The organism is Streptomyces sp. CRN 30 (assembly GCF_034105845.1).
In genome coordinates this window covers 24,988-42,220 of the sequence record NZ_JAVRHI010000447.1, presented here as the reverse complement: position 1 = coordinate 42,220, position 17,233 = coordinate 24,988, and the positions used below count along the sequence as shown (strand labels likewise).

At 73.1% G+C, this 17,233-nt stretch carries 19 protein-coding genes and 1 pseudogene; 15 read left to right on the top strand and 5 right to left on the bottom strand.

Annotation, left to right across the window (positions count from 1 at the left end; all coding sequences use genetic code 11):
* Positions 1–16: 16 nt before the first annotated feature.
* On the top strand, positions 17–523 hold the full coding sequence (locus tag UW392_RS50355) for a cupin domain-containing protein (protein ID WP_320782133.1): 507 nt from the start codon (positions 17–19) through the stop codon (positions 521–523).
* A gap of 13 nt (positions 524–536) precedes the next feature.
* On the opposite strand, the gene paaK is transcribed toward UW392_RS50355, so the two are convergent.
* Both paaK and paaI read right to left on the bottom strand, forming a co-directional pair.
* Positions 537–1,874 carry a phenylacetate--CoA ligase PaaK gene (gene paaK / locus UW392_RS50350; protein ID WP_320782132.1) on the bottom strand — a complete coding sequence of 446 codons (1,338 nt, stop codon included), beginning with the start codon at positions 1,872–1,874 and terminating at the stop codon, positions 537–539.
* The gene (paaI, locus tag UW392_RS50345) at positions 1,871–2,260 is read right to left on the bottom strand and encodes a hydroxyphenylacetyl-CoA thioesterase PaaI (protein ID WP_320782131.1); all 390 of its coding nucleotides are present in this window, start codon (positions 2,258–2,260) and stop codon (positions 1,871–1,873) included. The genes paaK and paaI overlap by 4 nt, the downstream gene beginning before the upstream one ends.
* Positions 2,261–2,548: 288 nt before the next feature.
* Between paaI and paaA the strand changes: the two genes are divergently transcribed.
* From paaA to paaE, 5 genes are read left to right on the top strand one after another with little or no spacing between them, the layout of a single operon-like run.
* Positions 2,549–3,538: a 1,2-phenylacetyl-CoA epoxidase subunit PaaA gene (paaA, locus tag UW392_RS50340; protein WP_320782130.1), complete on the top strand. Its 990-nt coding sequence runs from the start codon at positions 2,549–2,551 to the stop codon at positions 3,536–3,538.
* Positions 3,535–3,831, top strand: a complete 297-nt coding sequence (paaB, locus tag UW392_RS50335; RefSeq protein ID WP_320782129.1) for a 1,2-phenylacetyl-CoA epoxidase subunit PaaB — start codon at positions 3,535–3,537, stop codon at positions 3,829–3,831. Before paaA ends, paaB begins: the two co-directional genes overlap by 4 nt.
* 9 nt (positions 3,832–3,840) lie before the next feature.
* The gene (gene paaC / locus UW392_RS50330) at positions 3,841–4,671 is read left to right on the top strand and encodes a 1,2-phenylacetyl-CoA epoxidase subunit PaaC (protein WP_320782128.1); all 831 of its coding nucleotides are present in this window, start codon (positions 3,841–3,843) and stop codon (positions 4,669–4,671) included.
* Entirely contained in the window at positions 4,665–5,180 is a 516-nt protein-coding gene (paaD, locus tag UW392_RS50325) for a 1,2-phenylacetyl-CoA epoxidase subunit PaaD (protein ID WP_320782127.1), read from the top strand. The genes paaC and paaD overlap by 7 nt, the downstream gene beginning before the upstream one ends.
* Positions 5,180–6,292, top strand: coding sequence for a 1,2-phenylacetyl-CoA epoxidase subunit PaaE (gene paaE / locus UW392_RS50320; protein WP_414497539.1), 1,113 nt, complete (start codon positions 5,180–5,182; stop codon positions 6,290–6,292). The genes paaD and paaE overlap by 1 nt, the downstream gene beginning before the upstream one ends.
* Positions 6,293–6,294: 2 nt before the next feature.
* Here the strand turns inward: paaE and UW392_RS50315 are convergent, their stop codons facing one another.
* Positions 6,295–6,900, bottom strand: coding sequence for a flavodoxin family protein (locus UW392_RS50315; RefSeq protein WP_320782126.1), 606 nt, complete (start codon positions 6,898–6,900; stop codon positions 6,295–6,297).
* 63 nt (positions 6,901–6,963) lie between these two features.
* Between UW392_RS50315 and UW392_RS50310 the strand changes: the two are divergent.
* Together UW392_RS50310 and UW392_RS50305 are read left to right on the top strand one after the other, a co-directional pair.
* Positions 6,964–7,274 (top strand): annotated as a pseudogene (locus UW392_RS50310) (biotin carboxylase N-terminal domain-containing protein); the annotation flags it as partial.
* Positions 7,275–7,471: 197 nt separating this feature from the next.
* Positions 7,472–8,893, top strand: coding sequence for a Gfo/Idh/MocA family protein (locus tag UW392_RS50305; protein ID WP_320782125.1), 1,422 nt, complete (start codon positions 7,472–7,474; stop codon positions 8,891–8,893).
* Between the two features lie 17 nt (positions 8,894–8,910).
* On the opposite strand, the gene UW392_RS50300 is transcribed toward UW392_RS50305, so the two are convergent.
* The gene (locus UW392_RS50300) at positions 8,911–9,285 is read right to left on the bottom strand and encodes a YybH family protein (protein WP_320782124.1); all 375 of its coding nucleotides are present in this window, start codon (positions 9,283–9,285) and stop codon (positions 8,911–8,913) included.
* A 98-nt stretch (positions 9,286–9,383) separates the two neighbouring features.
* Here UW392_RS50300 and UW392_RS50295 point away from each other — a divergent pair, with 98 nt between their 5' ends.
* The 7 genes from UW392_RS50295 to UW392_RS50265 all read left to right on the top strand — a co-directional run bounded on the left by UW392_RS50295 (position 9,384) and on the right by UW392_RS50265 (position 15,874).
* Positions 9,384–10,268, top strand: coding sequence for a LysR family transcriptional regulator (locus UW392_RS50295; RefSeq protein WP_320782123.1), 885 nt, complete (start codon positions 9,384–9,386; stop codon positions 10,266–10,268).
* 336 nt (positions 10,269–10,604) lie between these two features.
* Entirely contained in the window at positions 10,605–10,898 is a 294-nt protein-coding gene (locus UW392_RS50290; protein ID WP_320782122.1) for a hypothetical protein, read from the top strand.
* A 397-nt stretch (positions 10,899–11,295) separates the two neighbouring features.
* Positions 11,296–13,122: an ATP-binding protein gene (locus tag UW392_RS50285; protein WP_320782121.1), complete on the top strand. Its 1,827-nt coding sequence runs from the start codon at positions 11,296–11,298 to the stop codon at positions 13,120–13,122.
* A 116-nt stretch (positions 13,123–13,238) separates the two neighbouring features.
* The gene (locus UW392_RS50280) at positions 13,239–13,658 is read left to right on the top strand and encodes a roadblock/LC7 domain-containing protein (protein ID WP_320782120.1); all 420 of its coding nucleotides are present in this window, start codon (positions 13,239–13,241) and stop codon (positions 13,656–13,658) included.
* Complete coding sequence (locus UW392_RS50275) at positions 13,655–14,014, top strand: DUF742 domain-containing protein (protein WP_320782119.1); 360 nt, start codon at positions 13,655–13,657, stop codon at positions 14,012–14,014. The genes UW392_RS50280 and UW392_RS50275 overlap by 4 nt, the downstream gene beginning before the upstream one ends.
* Entirely contained in the window at positions 13,995–14,612 is a 618-nt protein-coding gene (locus UW392_RS50270) for an ATP/GTP-binding protein (protein ID WP_320782118.1), read from the top strand. The genes UW392_RS50275 and UW392_RS50270 overlap by 20 nt, the downstream gene beginning before the upstream one ends.
* Positions 14,609–15,874 (top strand): cytochrome P450, encoded by a 1,266-nt coding sequence (locus UW392_RS50265; protein WP_320782117.1) that lies wholly within the window; start codon positions 14,609–14,611, stop codon positions 15,872–15,874. Before UW392_RS50270 ends, UW392_RS50265 begins: the two co-directional genes overlap by 4 nt.
* A 39-nt stretch (positions 15,875–15,913) precedes the next feature.
* Here UW392_RS50265 and UW392_RS50260 read toward each other — a convergent pair whose 3' ends face one another.
* Positions 15,914–17,140, bottom strand: a complete 1,227-nt coding sequence (locus UW392_RS50260; protein WP_320782116.1) for a cytochrome P450 — start codon at positions 17,138–17,140, stop codon at positions 15,914–15,916.
* Between the last annotated feature and the right edge of the window lie 93 nt (positions 17,141–17,233).

Below are 17,233 nucleotides of genomic sequence, written 5' to 3'. Positions count from 1 at the left end.
CTCTAGCGTCGCCGTCATGAGCAAGCCGTTGACGACCGCCGGTGAAGGCTTCCACCCCCATCTCCCCGACACCCGTGAGGAGTCGGCGGCGCCGCTGCGCTCCCGGCTGCACCACATCCGCGCCGACTCCCTGGACGGCGACACCGCGCAGACGGGCGGCATGCGCCGCTTCGCGGCGGTCAGCGGGCGGGCCGTCGGCTCGGAGAAGCTCTGGATGGGCCAGACCCACGTCGCGCCCTCGACGTCCTCCTCCGACCACCACCACGGGGAGTCGGAGACCGCGATCTACGTGGTCGAGGGGCACCCGGAGTTCGTCTTCCTCGACGGCTCGGGCGAGGAGCCCGAGGAGGTGCGGCTGCGGACCGCGCCCGGCGACTACATCTTCGTCCCGCCGTTCGTGCCGCACCGCGAGGAGAACCCCGACCCCGCCGAGGAGGCCGTGGTGGTCATCGCGCGCAGCACCCAGGAGGCGGTCGTCGTCAACCTGCCCGGCCTGTACGCCCTTCCGGCGCCGGAAGCCTGACCGGCCCGGGAGGTCATCCCTCCCGCAGGTCCTTCACCCGCTTCAGCTTCCCCACCGAGCGTTCGAGGGTCTCCGGCGGGACGATCTCCGCCTCCACCGTCACCCCCACCCCGTCCTTGACCTCCTTGACGAGGGACCGGGCCGCCGCCTCGCGCAGGGCGGGCGGTGTGTCCGCCCGGGACTCCACCCGGACGGTCATGTGGTCCATCCGCCCCCGCCGGGTCAGTTCCACCTGGAAGTGCGGCGCGACGCCCGGCGTCCGCAGCACGATCTCCTCGATCTGGCTCGGGAAGACGTTGACACCCCGCAGAATGATCATGTCGTCGCAGCGGCCGGTGATTTTCTCGATCCGCCGGAACGCGGGCCGCGCCGTCCCCGGCAGCAGACGCGTCAGGTCCCGGGTGCGGTACCGGATCACCGGCATCGCCTCCTTGGTGAGCGAGGTGAACACCAGCTCGCCCTCCGCTCCCTCGGGCAGCACCTCGTCCGTGAGCGGGTCCACGACCTCGGGACGGACGTGGTCCTCCCACACGTGCAGCCCGTCCTTGGTCTCCACGCACTCCTGCGCGACGCCCGGACCCATCACCTCGGACAGCCCGTATATGTCGACGGCGTGGAGATCCGTCCGCTCCTCGATCTCCCGGCGCATCTCCTCCGTCCACGGCTCCGCGCCGAAGATCCCCACCCGCAGCGACGTGGTGCGCGGGTCCACGCCCTGCCGCTCGAACTCGTCGAGCAGCGTCAGCATGTAGGACGGCGTCACCATGATGATCTCGGGCTCGAAGTCCAGGATGATCCGCACCTGCCGCGCGGTCATGCCGCCCGACGCGGGGATCACGGTGCACCCGGCGCGCTCGGCGCCGTAGTGCGCGCCGAGGCCGCCGGTGAACAGCCCGTAGCCGTAGGCGATGTGCACCTTGTGGCCGGCCCGCGCGCCGGCCGCCCGCAGGGAGCGGGCGACGAGGTCCGCCCAGACCGACAGGTCGTTCTCCGTGTAGCCGACGACGGTGGGCCGGCCGGTGGTGCCGCTGGAGGCGTGCACCCGCCGTACGTCCGCCATCGGCACGGCGAACATCCCGAACGGGTAGGAGTCCCGCAGGTCCGCCTTGGTGGTGAACGGGAACCGGGCCAGGTCCGCCAGTGACCGGCAGTCGTCGGGTGTCACCCCGGCCGCGTCGAACTTCGTCCGGTACAGCTCCACGTTGCCGTACGCGTGCCGCAGCGTCTCGCGCAGCCGTCGGAGCTGCAGCTCCTCCAGTTCCGCGCGGGTCAGCCGCTCGGCGTCGTCCCGCAGCTCCACCGGGAGCGGTTCGCCGCGCCGGGCTCCCGGGGCGTCCGAGGCGGTGGTCATCGCGGCTCCCCGGCGGGTGACGGGCGGACACTGCGGCTGCGGCCCCGGAACTCGGCGATCACCGTGCCGTCCCGCGCGACCGTCACGTCGTATATCCCGCTGCGGCCGTACCGCGTGCGCTCCTCCGCGGTGGCCAGCAGGACGTCCCCCTCGTGCGCGGGGGCGACGAAGGTGATGTCGGCCCCGGCCGCCACCGTCACCGGCCCGTGGCTGTTGCAGGCGCAGGCGAACGCGGTGTCGGCGAGCAGGAAGACATAGCCGCCGTGGGCGGTCCCGTGGCCGTTCACCATGGCCGGGGTCACGGTCATGCGGAGCACCGCGGTGCCCTCGCCCTGCCGGACCACCTCCATGCCGAGGCGCCGCGAGGCCGCGTCGGCGGCGAACATGCGCGCCGCGGGACCCCGGTCCGTCCGTCGAGTATCCGTCACTGATCACACCACCCTGTGCGCCGGCCGGACCCACGGCCGACCGACCATTCGGTATACCGCGCGGTCCGGCCCAGTAACGCAAGGAGCGCCGCGCGGTGTCAAGGGATGTGCCGCGCCGCGCCGCGCGATGCCAGGACCGTGCGGAACCCCGGCCCGCGATCGGACCGCGCCGGGCGGTTGCCGGGACCGGGGGGTCTCGCCCTACCATGGACCGAACGATCGGTCGGTCGGGGTGAGGTGGCAGGGATGACGGCAGAGCAGGCGGCACCGGCGCCGGCGGCGGGGGACGCGCCGCCCGGACTCCAGGAGCGCTTCGAGGCGACGATCGCGCGGGACCAGCGGATCGAACCGCGCGACTGGATGCCGGACGGCTACCGCCGGACCCTGGTCCGGCAGGTGGCGCAGCACGCCCACTCCGAGATCATCGGCATGCAGCCGGAAGGGGAGTGGATCACCCGCGCGCCCTCGCTGCGCCGCAAGGCGATCCTCTTCGCCAAGGTCCAGGACGAGGCCGGCCACGGCCTCTACCTGTACGCGGCGGCCGAGACCCTCGGCGCCGACCGCGCGGACCTCACCCAGCGGCTGATCGAAGGCCGCCAGAAGTACTCCTCGATCTTCAACTACCCGACGCGCTCCTTCGCCGACGTCGGCGTCATCGGCTGGTTCGTGGACGGCGCCGCGATCTGCAACCAGGTGCCGCTGTGCCGCTCCTCCTACGGGCCCTACGCGCGCGCCATGGTCCGCATCTGCAAGGAGGAGTCCTTCCACCAGCGCCAGGGGTACGAACTGCTGATGACGATGGTGCGCGGCACCGACGCCCAGCGCGCGATGGTCCAGGACGCGGTGGACCGCTGGTGGTGGCCGTCGCTGATGATGTTCGGCCCGCCCGACGACGATTCGCCCAACTCGGCCCGCTCCATGGCCTGGAAGATCAAGCGGCACAGCAACGACGAACTGCGCCGGCGCTTCGTCGACATGACCGTCCCGCAGGCCGAGAAGCTCGGCGTCACCCTCCCCGACCCGGAGCTGCGCTGGAACGAGGAGCGCGGCCGGTACGACTTCGGCACCCCCGACTGGTCCGAGCTGAAGCGCGTCATCGGCGGCGACGGCCCCTGCAACACCGAGCGGGTGGCGCGCCGCCGCGCCGCCCACGAGGAGGGCGCCTGGGTGCGCGAGGCGGCCCTCGCGCACGCCGCCAAGCAGGCGGCCCGCGCCGGGAAGGAGACGGTGGCATGACCGCCGCACCGCAGCGGGACTGGCCGCTGTACGAGGTGTTCGTCCGGGGCAAGCGCGGCCTGAACCACGTCCACGTCGGCTCGCTGCACGCCGCCGACGACCGCATGGCCCTCACCCACGCCCGCGACCTCTACACCCGCCGCAACGAAGGCGTCAGCATCTGGGTGGTGCGCAGCGAGCACATCACCGCCTCCACCCGCGACGAACGGGACCCCTTCTTCGACCCGAGCGCCGACAAGGTCTACCGCCACCCCACCTTCTACGACATCCCCGACGACGTCCCGCACATCTAGGAGCAGGGCATGAGCGACGACCACGTCTATCTGTCCCTCGCCGAGGAGCACGAGGACGACACCCGCTGGGCCTACGGCACCGGCTTCGAGGACCCCCTGCACGGCGTGGACACCGGTGTGCCCGACGGCGTCGACCGGACGGAGCTGGCCGCGCTCTGCCTGGCGCTCGGCGACGACGCTCTGGTCATGGCCCAGCGCCTCGCCGAGTGGACCACCCGCGCCCCGGAGCTGGAGGAGGAGGTCGCGCTGGCCAACATCGGACTCGACCTGCTCGGCCAGGCCAGGCTGCTCTACTCCCGCGCGGGCCAGGCGGACGGCACGGGACGCGACGAGGACGCCTACGCCTACTTCCGCGACCCGGACGACTTCCGCAACGTCACCCTCGTCGAACTGCCCGACACCGACTTCGCGTTCTGCGTCGCCCGGCTGCTGGTGTTCGCGAGCTGGCGGCTGGCCCACTTCGAGCGGCTCGCCGCCTCGCCCGACCCGGTGCTGGCCGCCGTCGCCGCCAAGGGCGCCAAGGAGCTGGCGTACCACCGGCAGTACGCGGCCGAGTGGGTCGTCCGGCTCGGCGACGGCACCGAGGAGTCGCACCGCAGGACGCGGGCCGCACTCGACGCCGTCCTGCCCCACCTCGGCGAACTGGCCGCCGCGCAGGACACCGGCGACGACGTCACGGCCGTACTGAGGCAGGTGACGCGGGCCGCCGGACTGCCCCTGCCCGAGCCGGTCCCGGCACCCGCCGGGCGGGGCCGCGACGGCGGCCACAGCGCACATCTCGCCCCGCTCCTGGCGGAGTTGCAGGGCGTGGCCCGCGCCCACCCGGGGGCGACATGGTGACCGCCCGCACCGACGCCCGCCACGCCCGGCAGATCGCCGCCCGGGTCCCCGACCCCGAACTGCCGATGCTCACCCTCGCCGACCTCGGGGTGCTGCGCGACGTCACGGTGGCACCCGACGGCACGGTCGTCGCCTCGCTCACCCCGACCTACTCGGGCTGCCCGGCCATGGCAGAGATGCGCGCCGCGGTCGTCACCCGGCTCAGGGCGGCCGGGTACGACCGGGCGGAGGTGCGGACCGTCCTCGACCCGCCGTGGACCACCGACTGGATCACCCCCGAGGGCCGCCGCAGGCTCGCCGAGCACGGAATCGCACCGCCCGGACCCGCGCCCCGCCCCGCGCCCGGCCCGGTCCCGCTGGTGCTCTCCGGCACCCGCGGCGCGGTCCCGTGCCCGCGCTGCGGTGCGACGGACACCGAGGAGACCTCCCGCTTCGGCGCCACCTCCTGCAAGGCGCTGTGGCGCTGCCGCGCCTGCCTGGAGCCCTTCGAGTACGTCAAGGAGATCTGATGGAGGAGCTGATGGCGCCCGCTGCCGCCGCCCCGGCGCGGCGGGCCCGCCGCCGCCCGGCCTTCCACCCGCTGCGCGTCACCGCGGTGGACCGGCTCTGCGAGGACGCGGTCGCCGTGGCCTTCGAGGTACCCGGGGAACTGGCCGAGGAGTTCGCGTTCGCCCCCGGGCAGTCGCTGACCCTGCGCCGCCGGGTCGACGGCCGCGACGAGCGGCGCTCGTACTCGATCTGCTCCCCGGCCGGTGCCCCGCCCCGCATCGGGGTGCGGGTGGTGCCCGGCGGACTCTTCTCCTCCTGGCTGATGCACGAGGTCGCACCCGGCGACACCGTCGAGGTGATGACCCCCACCGGGCACTTCACCCCCGACCTCACCACCCCCGGCCACCACGTGCTCGTCGCCGCCGGCTCCGGCATCACCCCGATGCTCTCCATCGCCGAGTCCGTCCTCGCCGCCGACGACCGCTCCCGCGTCACCCTCCTCTACGGCAACCGCCGCACCGGATCGGTGATGTTCGCCGACGAGCTGGCCGACCTCAAGGATCTGTACCCCACCCGGTTCCACCTCGCCCACGTGCTCTCCCGGGAACCCCGCGAGGCCGAACTGCTCTCCGGACGTCTGGACGCCGACCGGCTGGCCGCGCTCGTCGACGGCCTGGTGGACGTCGAGGGCGCCGGCCACTGGTGGCTGTGCGGCCCGCACACCATGGTCACCGGTGCCCGGCGGATCCTCGCGGGGCTCGGGGTCCCCGCCGGCCGGATCCACCAGGAGCTGTTCTACGCCGGTGCGGAGCCGGCCCCGCCCGTGCGCCGGGCGGAGCCGCACCACGACGGGCCGGTGAGCCGGGTCACCGTCGTCCTCGACGGCCGCTCCACCGAGTCCCCGCTGCCGCGCGACGCCACCCTCCTCGACGCGGCCTCCCGTGTCCGCCCCGACCTGCCCTTCGCCTGCAAGGGCGGCGTGTGCGGCACCTGCCGCGCCCGGATCACCGAGGGCGAGGCCGACATGCGCCGCAACTACGCGCTGGAGGAGGCGGAGATCACCGCCGGATACGTCCTGACCTGCCAGTCCTACCCGGTCTCCGACACCCTGACCGTCGACTACGACGGCTAGGACTACGAGGGCGGGGCCGGCAGCGGCATCGCGGCCAGGGCGCGGGCCGCGTGCACCAGGTTGGAGGCCATGGCCCTGCCGGTGGACACCGACCAGTCGTGGCCGCGTTCGTCGTCGAGGAAGTCGGGGCCGGGGCCCGGACCGAGGTGCCAGTACGTCCACGCCTGGCCGGGGACGGTGTAGCCGATGTCGACCAGACCGCCGTTGATCTCGCTGATGACGTGGTGGGCGCCGTCCTCGTTGCCGGTGACCACCACCCCCGCCACCCGGTTGTAGGCGACCGGCCGCTCCTGGTCGTCGGTCTCGCTCAGCATGGCGTCCATCCGCTCCAGCACGCGCTGGGCGACGGAGGAGGGGCGGCCGAGCCAGGTGGGGGAGGCGATGACGAGGATCTCGGCCGCGAGCAGCTTCTCGTGCACGGCCGGCCAGTCGTCACCGTCCCCCATGTCGCTCTCCACCCCGGGCCTGATGTCCAGATCGACGGCCCGGACGGTGTCCACCGTCACCCCGTGACCCTTCAGCGAGGCGATGACGGTGTCGGCGAGGGCCTCGGTGTTCGAGGGCTCGGGAGACGGTTTCAGGGTGCAGTTGATGACGAGTGCGCGCATGCGTCCGAGCCTTCCCCCGAAGGCGCGTCACAGACGGCCCGCGGAGCACCGTCACCCGCTCGGCGCGGTATCGCCGTCTTTCCCCATGAGGACCGGAACTCCCTGCACCGGCTGAAGGCCGACGAGGCCTACGAGATCGGCGAGCCGGACATCCCGTACGGGCGTACCTCTCCGTCACGGAGATCGTGCGGGCCGCCCGCGGCGCCGGCGCGGACGCCGGTGTCCTGGAGCTGACCGGCAACAAGGCCGTCGCGGGCGGCGGCGGACGCGGCATGCGCCGCGTCGAGGTGCAGATCCTCGCCGACGGCCACGGCGACGTCATCCACCTCTTCGAACGGGACTGCTCGGTGCAGCGCCGCCACCGGCGCGCCGTAGCCGAGTTCCGCATCCGGGGAGTGGCCACCAACAGGTCGAGGGCGGTGACCTCCTGGTGGAGCTGGGCTGAGCCCGCGTGTGCGCGAAGCTGATCGGAACGGCTCCGGCGCGAACATATATTGACATGTAACAGTCAACGCCCGCAGAGTCGTGGTCCGACAGTGCCGTCGACCGACCGACGAGGAGCGTTGCCGCCATGCCGAAGTTCCCCGCTGTCTCGCGCCGTTCACTGCTGGGTACCGCCGTCGCCTCCGGGGCGCTGGCCGCCGGCGCCGCCGTACCGGCCCTGGCCGCGGCGCCGACCGGCCGCGTCCCCGACCGCCGCCCCGGTCAGACCCCGATGACCGGGGTCCCCTTCGATCCCCGCGCCACCGTCCGCGTCGGAGTCGTCGGACTCGGCAACCGCGGCAGCCTGATGGTCACCGGCTGGGCCGCCGTGCCCGGCTGCACCGTCACGGCCGTCTGCGACATCCGCGCCGACCGCGCACGGCGCGCCGCCGACCTGCTGGCGGGCAAGGGCGAGCCGCGCCCGCGCGAGTTCGGCGGCTCCGCCGACTCCTACGCGCGGATGCTGCGCGACGCCGACCTGGACCTGGTGTACGTCGCCACCCCGTGGGAGTTCCACCACCGGCACGGCAGAGCCGCCCTGCTCAGCGGCAGACACGCCATGGTGGAACTCCCCGTCGCCACCGAACTGGACGAGCTGTGGGACCTCGTCGACACCTCCGAACGCACCCGCAGACACCTGATGCTGGCCGAGAACTGCTGCTACGGCCGCAACGAGCTGGCCATGCTGCGGATGGCCCACGCCGGACTCCTCGGGGACCTCACCGACGGCCACGGAGGCTACCTCCACGACCTGCGCGAGCTCCTCTTCTCCGACACGTACTACACCGACTCCTGGCGCCGGCTCTGGCACACCCGCTCCACCGCCTCCCTCTACCCCATGCACGGACTGGCACCGATCGCGGTCGCCATGGACATCAACCGCGGCGACCGCATGACCACCCTGCGGGCCACTGCCACCGCGCCCCGGGGACTGGCCGACTACCGCGAGCGCTTCGTCCCCCGCGACCACCCGTCGTGGAAGGAGACGTACATCAACGGCGACCTCGTCACCTGCCTCATCGAGACGGCCCGGGGCCGCACCGTCCGCGCCGAGCACGACGTGAGCCGCCCCCGCCCCTACAGCCGTATCAACACCCTCGCCGGCAGCCGCGGCATCGTCGAGGACTACGCGGGCCCCGCGCCCACCGGCGCCCGCGTCTACCTCGAACCCGACCACAGCGGCCACGCCTGGCAGGACTTCGACGGCTACCGCAAGGAGTTCGACCACTGGCTGTGGCGGACGATCGGCGACGACGCGGAGAACAACGGCGGCCACGGCGGCATGGACTACGTCCTGCAATGGCGCACCGTCCAGTCGATGCGCGCGGGACTGGTCCCGGACATCGACGTCTACGACTCGGCGGCCTGGTGCGCGCCGGTCCCGCTGAGCGCCGCGTCCCTGGCCCGGGACGGGCGGCCGGTCGAGTTCCCCGACTTCACCCGGGGCGGATGGCGCGCGAAGCGGCCGGGCCTGGACTCGGAGCAGACCGCGATGCCGCCGGTGGGCTGAGACGCGGAGGGCCGTGTTCAGCGGGCGGGCGGGGCGAACTCCGGCTGGTCGAGCAGGCGCAGCCAGCTTCCGTCGGGCTGGCGCCGGACGACCTGGGCGCGGGCGCCGGTCCCGTCCCGCGGCGGGGTGGAGGTGAGGGCGATGCCGTCGCTCACCAGCGTCGGCAGCGGTGCCTCGGGCTCGAAACGGGGGCGCCCCGCCAGCACCTTCTCCCACAGCACGCGGATCGCCTCCCGGCCCACCGTCACCTCGCCGGGAGGAAAGGCGAGCACCGCGTCCTCCTCGTAGAGCGCGGCCACCCCGGCGGCGTCACCCGCGTTGGACCGCTCGACGAAGAGCCGCGTGATGTCCTCCGGCCGCGCGGCCTTCTCGTAACCGCCGTACTCCGGCATGAGTCCCTCCTGACCTCGAATTCCGACGCGGTCCAGCCTGGTCGGCGGCTGATCAGAAGTCCAACGGATGGTTCTGCTGAAAACTAGAATCAGCGTTCATGGAACTGAGGCAGCTGGAGTACTTCGTCGCGGTCGCCGAGGAGCGGAACTTCACCCGGGCCGCCGAGCGCGTCCACATCAGCCAGTCCGGCGTCAGCGCCCAGATCCGCCGGCTGGAACACGAACTGGGCACCGAACTCTTCGACCGGTCCACCCGCACCGCCACCCTGACCCCCGCGGGGACGGCGGCCCTCGCCCACGCGCGCGCCGCCCTCGCCGCGGCCGCCGCGGCCGGCCGGGCCGTCGAGGAGGTGACCACACTCGTCCGGGGCCGGCTGACGGTCGGCATGGTCGCCGGGTGCACCGTCACCCCGCTGTTCGACGCGCTCGCCTCGTTCCACCGGGCCCACCCCGGCGTCGAGATCTCCCTCCTGGAGGACGTCTCCGACCGGCTCGTCGCCGGGGTGCGCGGCGGCACCCTCGACCTCGCCCTGGTCGGCACCGCCGCCGCCCCGCCGGAGGGGCTCGGGTCGCTGACCGTTGTCAGCGAGCGGCTCGTGGCGGCGTTCCCGGCCGGACACCCCCTGGCCGGCCGGCGCCGGATCACCCTGCGCGACCTGACCGCCCACCCCCTGGTGTGCATGCCGCCCGGCACGGGCCTGCGCACGGCCTTCGACCGTGCCTGCGCCGAGCGGGGACTGCGGCCCGTGATCGCCCTGGAGGCGAGCGCCGCCGACGCCGTCGCCGGTCTCGCCGCCCGGGGGCTCGGCGTCGCCGTCCTCAGCGCCTCGATGACCGCCGGCCACGACGGACTGACCGCCCGCCAGGTCGACGACCTCACCGTCCCGGCGCTGCTCGCCCTGGTCTGGAAGGACGGACACGGCCCGGCGGTCCGCGAGGCGGTCGCGCACAGCCGACGGGCCTTCGGCGAGCGGCAGGACTGACACCGCCCCGGCCCGGACACCACCCCTTCGAGTTAATCGCCCCCGGTCCCGCCCGTCCGCGCTCCCGTCTCCCTACACTCGGCTCCGGGCGGGGCCACCCGACATCCGGGCGGCCCCGCGGGGGAATCGCGTCGCCGAGAGCGAGCCGGGCCACCCGGCCGCGGGCCGCTGTCACCCCGGCATCCGGCCCGCCGTCACTGCGGCATCCGGCCCGCCGTCAGCCCGGCATCCGGCCCGCCGTCGATCGAGTGAACACCCGACGGAAACGGGCCGTCGGCCGGGCCGGCCGTGCAGCATCGACCCGCACACGTCCCGCGCCGACCAGGGAGACCCCCGTTGCGCCGCTCACCGTTCGCCCGCGCCCTGCTCGTCACCGCCCTGCTCCCCGCCGCGCTGCTCCTCGGCGACGGCACCGCCCGTGCCGGCGCCACCTGTCACGCGACCCGCGTCCATGCCCCCGTCCACGCCGGCGACAGCCCGGCTACGAAGGTCGTCCGGTATCTCGACCCCGGCGTGCCCGTGAACGGCACCCGCCAGGGGGCCGACGACATGTGGCGCGTCTCCCGGCCCGCCGACGACACCCGTCTCGGATACATGCGCCCGGACGACCTCACCTGCCAGGCCGGCTGAGCTTTCACGGCGTCCACACACAACACGCCCCGTTTCCCGGCCTGATGTGGCCGGAAAGCATTCATCCGCCGGTGGTCTCGACTTTCCGCAGAAACGGTCATGCACGTCCGGCGTCTCGAACATCTGCCCAATGAACGTGTTTGACAGGCCAGTTGGTTCAGGGGGCGGCGCCTCATCCCCATTACCACGGACCGACCCTCCGACCGCACGTTCGGGCCGAAATCAGATGCCGGGCGGAGTGTGCGGATAGTCAGATCTCGGAAGGCGGCGAGGTGACTAGCATGAGCCCGTACCCGGTCCGGAAGATCGCCGTCCCTTTGGACGTCCCCTTCCGTTCCCCTGGTCGTCGTGTGTCGGTCGACCGTTTCTCCTGCTCTCCAGACCGAGGGACCGCGGAATGTCAGTGCCTGCACCATCCAGCCAGCACCGGTCGGTGAACGCCAGCCGAGCCGTTCCGGTCGTGCCCGCCGCCGTCCTGGTGGTCGCCGCCGCGGCCGCCGGAGCCGCCCTCGCGATGGCCCCGCGAGGGGCCCGCACCTGGACGCTGGCCGCGGTGGCCGTCGCCTGGCTCTGCCTCGCCTGCACCGTCGTCGTCAGCACGGTGCTGATCCGGCGCGCCCGCCGGACGAGCCTGCGCCAGGGCGACGACGTCACCCAGGCCAGAGCCCAGGCCGCGCAGACCGCCGCCGAGTCCGCGCACCTGGTCAGCGTCACCCTGCCCGCCGTCGCCAAACGGCTGCGGGACGGCACGGGCGCGAGCGAGGCCCTCGCCCACGCGACCCAGCCCTCCGACCCCCAACTGCGCCAGGTCGTCCAGACCTTCGCCGGCCAGATAGAGGACGTCGTCCGGCACGCCGCCGCCGGCGAGGCCGAACGCCGGCGGGCGGCCGAGGAACTCGACCGGACCAGCACCGAACTGCGGCGGCTCGCCGAGGAACTCCTGCCCGTCGCCGTGACCCGGCTGCGCGAGGGCACCTCGGCCGACACCGTCCTCGCCGAACTGGACTGGCCCCGGGACGCCGCGGTCCGCGCCCCCGCTGAATCGTTCGTCCGCGAACTCGCCCACAGCGAGCGCCGGGCCGCCGCCGCCCAGGCCGCCTCCGCCAAGGCGCTGAGCCGGGTACAGGCCAAAGCGGTCAGCATGCTCGCCGACCTCCGCGAGATGCAGGACCGGCACGGCGAAGAGGTCTTCGGCGACCTGCTGAGGCTCGACCACAGCACCTCGCAGCTCGGCCTCATGACCGACCGCCTCGCCCTGCTCATGGGCGGCCGCTCCAGCCGCGCCTGGAACAAGCCCATCGTGATGGAGTCCATCCTGCGCGGCGCGGTCGGCCGGATCGCCGCCTACCAGCGGGTGCGCCTGCACTGCTCCACGGGCGCCGCCGTCACCGGGTTCGCGGCGGAGGGCGTGATGCACCTCCTCGCCGAACTCATGGACAACGCAGCCAACTTCTCCCCGCCGATCGACGAGGTCAACGTCTACGTCGAGGAGCGCAGCGCCGGCATCGTCGTCACCATCGAGGACAGCGGCCTGAAGATGGCCGCCGCCGCGATGCGCCGCGCCGAGGAGTCGGTCACCGGACGCACCACCGACCTCGCCTCCCTCCAGGGGACGCGGCTCGGCCTCGCGGTCGTGGGCCGGCTCGCCGTCAAGTACGGCATCAGCGTCAACTACCGCCCGTCCTCCCGCGGCGGCACCGGCGTCGTCGTCCTGCTGCCCCGCCAGCTCCTCGCCCAGCAGCGGGAACCCGCGCCGGCCCGCACCCCGCGCCGTACCGCCGCACCCGCGGCCACGCCCGAGCCCGCCGCCACCCCGGCGGAACCCGCCGCGCCCACGGCGTCGACCGCCTCCGCGCCCGCGCGGCCCGCCGCCACGTCACCGGGGTCCGCCCCCGCCGTCGAGGAGCCCGCCGCCGTGACGCCCCCGCCGGCCACGCCCCGCGTCGCCGTCCCCGGGCAGGCGGCAGCGCCCCGCACCCCGGTGGACAACACACCCAACGGGCTGCCCGTGCGCAGCCCCGGACGGACCATGGCCGAGGCCGACCGCGAGCGCGAGGAACGCCGGAGCAAGGACGCCACCGGCACCGACACGACCGCACCGGACCGTTCCGCCGTGCGCGACGCGGGCTCCCGCTTCGGCGCCTTCCACCGCGCACGCCAGTCCGGCAGGGACACCACCGGGCCGGACAGCCGCACCGAGCCCGAGCCGCCGGCCGCTCCGTAGCCCCGGCCCCCGGCCCCGTCCGGGGCTTCGGCGCCCACCACTCCCTGCCTTCGTACGTGAGATTGGAGGAACGGGCCGGTGACCGGTCAGCCGGGCACCACCGTCCCATCACCACCATGCAGACCACCGACAACAGCCTCACCTGGCTTCTGCAGAACCTTCTGGAGCGCACCCCGGGAACCCGGCACGCCCTCGTCCTGTCCCGGGACGGTCTGAAGCTGTGCTGGTCCGAACACCTCACGCTCGACCGGGCGGACCAGCTGGCGGCGATCTGTTCGGGCATCCAGGCCCTCGCCCAGGGCGCCTCCGTCGAGTTCGGGGACGGCACCGGGGGAGTACGCCACTCCATGACGGAGTTCCACGGCGGACTGCTCTTCATCGTCGAGGCCGGACAGGGCGCGCACCTCGCGGTCATCGCCGAGGAGAACGCCGACCCCGGCGTCGTCGGCCACCAGATGACCGAACTCGTCGAGCAGATCGGCGAGCACCTGCGCGCCGAACCCCGCCGGTCCGCACCCGGGGGAGCCGCCTCATGACCCCGCGCAAACCCGTCGACACCGGCGACCCCGACCGGCTCTACACCGTCACCGGTGGCCGCAGCCGCGCCGACGACGTCTTCGACCTGGTCACCCTCGTGGTCCGGGAGAGCGAGCCGACGGCCGGGATGCAGTCCGAGCACACCCGCATCCTGACGATGTGCCGGCACCCGACCGCCGTGGTCGAGATCGCCGCGGAACTGAGGCTGCCCATCACTGTGGTGCGCATCCTGCTCGGCGACCTCCTCGCCATGGGCCGGATCACCGCCCGGCACCCGCGCGCGGCCGCGTCCGTCGCCTCGCTCCCCGACTCCGCCCTTCTCAAGGAGGTGCTCCATGGGCTCCGCAACCTCTGAGCTGCCCGCAGGCCACGTCCCGCTGGCCGACGCCGCCGAGACCGGCTTGAAGATCGTCATCGTCGGCGGGTTCGGGGTCGGCAAGACCACCCTGGTCCGCTCCGTCAGCGAGATACGGCCGCTCAACACCGAGGAGGTGATGACCCAGGCCGGCGTCGGAGTCGACGAGACCAGCGGCGTCGCCGCGAAGACCACCACCACCGTGGCGTTCGACTTCGGCCGCATCAGCCTCAACGAGCGCATGGTGCTCTACTTGTTCGGCGCCCCCGGACAGGAGCGCTTCTGGTTCCTGTGGGACCGGCTCTTCTCCGGCACCCTCGGCGCGGTCGTCCTCGTCGACACCCGCCGCATGGACGACTCCTGGTACGCCATCGACCGGCTGGAGCACCACGGCACCCCGTTCGTGGTGGCCGTCAACCGGTTCGACGACGACTCCGGCGGACACTCTCTGGAGGAGATCCGCCAGGCCCTCGCCCTGCCCGCCCACGTTCCGCTCATCGAGTGCGACGCACGGGTCAGACGGTCCGGCAAGGACGTCCTGATCACCCTCGTGGACCACCTGTACGCCCTCGCCATGGCCCGGGAGACGACACCGTGACCGAGACCGGATCCCCTTCGCCCGACGCGCCGCCCCCGGGCTGCCCCGCCCACGGCGGCGGCGCGATCCGCCTGGCCGGTCTGGAGTACCAGCAGACACCGTCCGAGCTCTACCGGTCGCTGCGCCGCGAGCACGGCGCGGTGGCGCCGGTCCTCCTCGACGGGGACATCCCCGCCTGGCTGGTCCTCGGCTACTCCGAGCTGACCTACGTCACCAACCACGACGAGCTGTTCGCGCGGGACTGCCGCCGCTGGAACCAGTGGCCGAACATCCCGCCGGACTGGCCGCTGATGCCGTTCGTCGGGTACCAGCCGTCGGTGCTGTTCACCGAGGGCGAGGAGCACCAGCGGCGGGCCGGGGTGATCACCGAGGCGCTGGAGGGCGTCGACCAGTTCGAACTGGCCCGGGAGTGCCGGCAGATCGCCGACCGGCTCATCGCCGACTTCGCCGGCAGCGGCGAGGCCGAGCTGATGACCGCCTACGCGCACGCCCTGCCGATGATCGCCGTGGTCCAGATGTGCGGCATGCCGCACTCCGGCAGCGACACCCAGAACCTCGTCGACGACCTGCGGATCTCCCTGGACGCGGCGGAGGGCGACGACCCGGTGGCCGCGTACGGCCGGGTGGGCGAGCGGCTCGTGCAGCTGGTGAAGGAGAAGCGGGAGCGGCCCGGCGCGGACGTCACCTCCCGGATGCTCCAGCACCCGGCGGGCCTCGCCGACGAGGAGATCGTGCAGGACCTGATCTCCGTCATCGCCGCGGCCCAGCAGCCGACGGCCAACTGGATCTGCAACACGCTCAGGCTGCTGCTGACCGACGAGCGGTTCGCCGTCAACGTCTCCGGCGGGCGGCTCAGTGTGGGCGAGGCCCTCAACGAGGTGCTGTGGCTGGACACGCCCACGCAGAACTTCATCGGCCGGTGGGCGGTGCGCGACACCCAGCTCGGCGGACGCCTGATCCGGGCCGGCGACTGCGTGGTCCTCGGCATCGCCGCGGCCAACACCGACCCGCAGATCTGGCCCGAGTCGCACGTGGGTGCCGAGAACTCCGCGCACCTGTCGTTCAGCAACGGCGAGCACCGCTGCCCCTATCCGGCGCCGCTGCTCGCCGACGTCATGGCGCGCACGGCGGTCGAGACGCTCCTGGAGCGGCTGCCGGACCTGGTCCTGGCGGTCGAGCCGGAGGAGCTGACCTGGCGCGACTCGATCTGGATGCGCGGGCTGACGGCGCTGCCGGTGGAGTTCACCCCGGTGGTGCAGTAGTCCGGCCCGGTGGGGCCCCTTTCGGGGCCCGTGCCTCCTTCAGGCGCCGACGGGGGTGAAGCGCACCGGGACCGACTGCGGGCCCCGGGTGAACACGCCCTGCTCCACCGGGTCGAAGCCCTCCGCCAGCCGTATGTCGGGCATGGCGTCCAGGAGCTGGCCGACGCCGATCTCCACCTCGGCCTTGGAGAGCAGGGCGCCCACGCAGAAGTGCCGGCCCAGCGCGAAGGCGAGGTGGTCGGCGGCGGCGGAGAACGCCTTCGTCGTGGTCAGGTCGGACCGGAAGAGGTCGAAGCTGTCCGGGGCGCGGTAGCGCTCCGGGTCCCGGTTGGCGGCGCCGATCAGGCAGGTGACGGTGGCGCCGGCCGGTACCGTGCCGCCGCTCAGCTCCACCTCCGTCGCCGACTGCCGCATGATCATCTGGACCGGCGGGGCGAAGCGCAGCGTCTCGGCGAAGGCCCGCGGGATCAGCGAGCGGTCCTCGCGGACGGCGGCGAGCTGGTCGGGGTGGGTGAGCAGGTTGGCGAAGATACCGGCGATCGCCTTGTCGGTGGTCTCCCCGCCGGCGGCGAGCAGCAGACTGCAGAACGCCTTGATGTCCTCGTCGCTCATCCGCACGCCGTCGACCTCGGCGGCGCAGAGCGTGGAGAGCAGGTCGTCGCCGAGGTTCTCCCGGCGCTGCCGGATGATGGGCAGCATGTACTCGGCGAACTCCGCCCGGGTGCGCTCCCCGTCAGCGGTGACCCGCGGGTCGCCCGAGAGGTTGCCGAGGAAGGCTATGACCGCCGTGTACCAGCGGTGGAACTGCGCGTGGTCGGCCTTGTCCAGGCCGAGCATGTCGGCGATGACGTTGACGGGGAAGCGGGTCGCGTAGTCGCTGACGATGTCGGCGGAGCCGGTGTGCCGGAACGCGTCGATCAGCTCGCGGGAGTTGCGCTCGATCACCGGCAGGAACTTCTCCTGCAGTTCGGCGCCGCGGAAGGCCGGTGCGACCAGCGCCCGCCGCACGGCGTGCTCCCGGCCGCTGAGCTGGAGGATCGTTTTGCCGTGCACGGGTTCGAGCTGCCAGTCGTAGTTGTCGGTGGTGAACTGGCCGGCCTTGTCCTTGAAGACGCGCTCGACGTCCTCGTACCGGGAGACGATGTAGCTGTTGGTGGCTTCGTGCCAGATGAGCGGGGCGCTCTCACGCATCACCCGGTAGGCCGGATAGGGGTCGGCCGCGAACTCGGGGGAGAGGATGTCGGGTACCTGCTGAGCCGTGGACATGGGACTCCCTGGGGGCGGTAACGGGCTTACGCCCCAAGGCTATTGATCATCCGTCGGACATGACAGGGGGTCCCGCCCGGCACTGTGGCACTG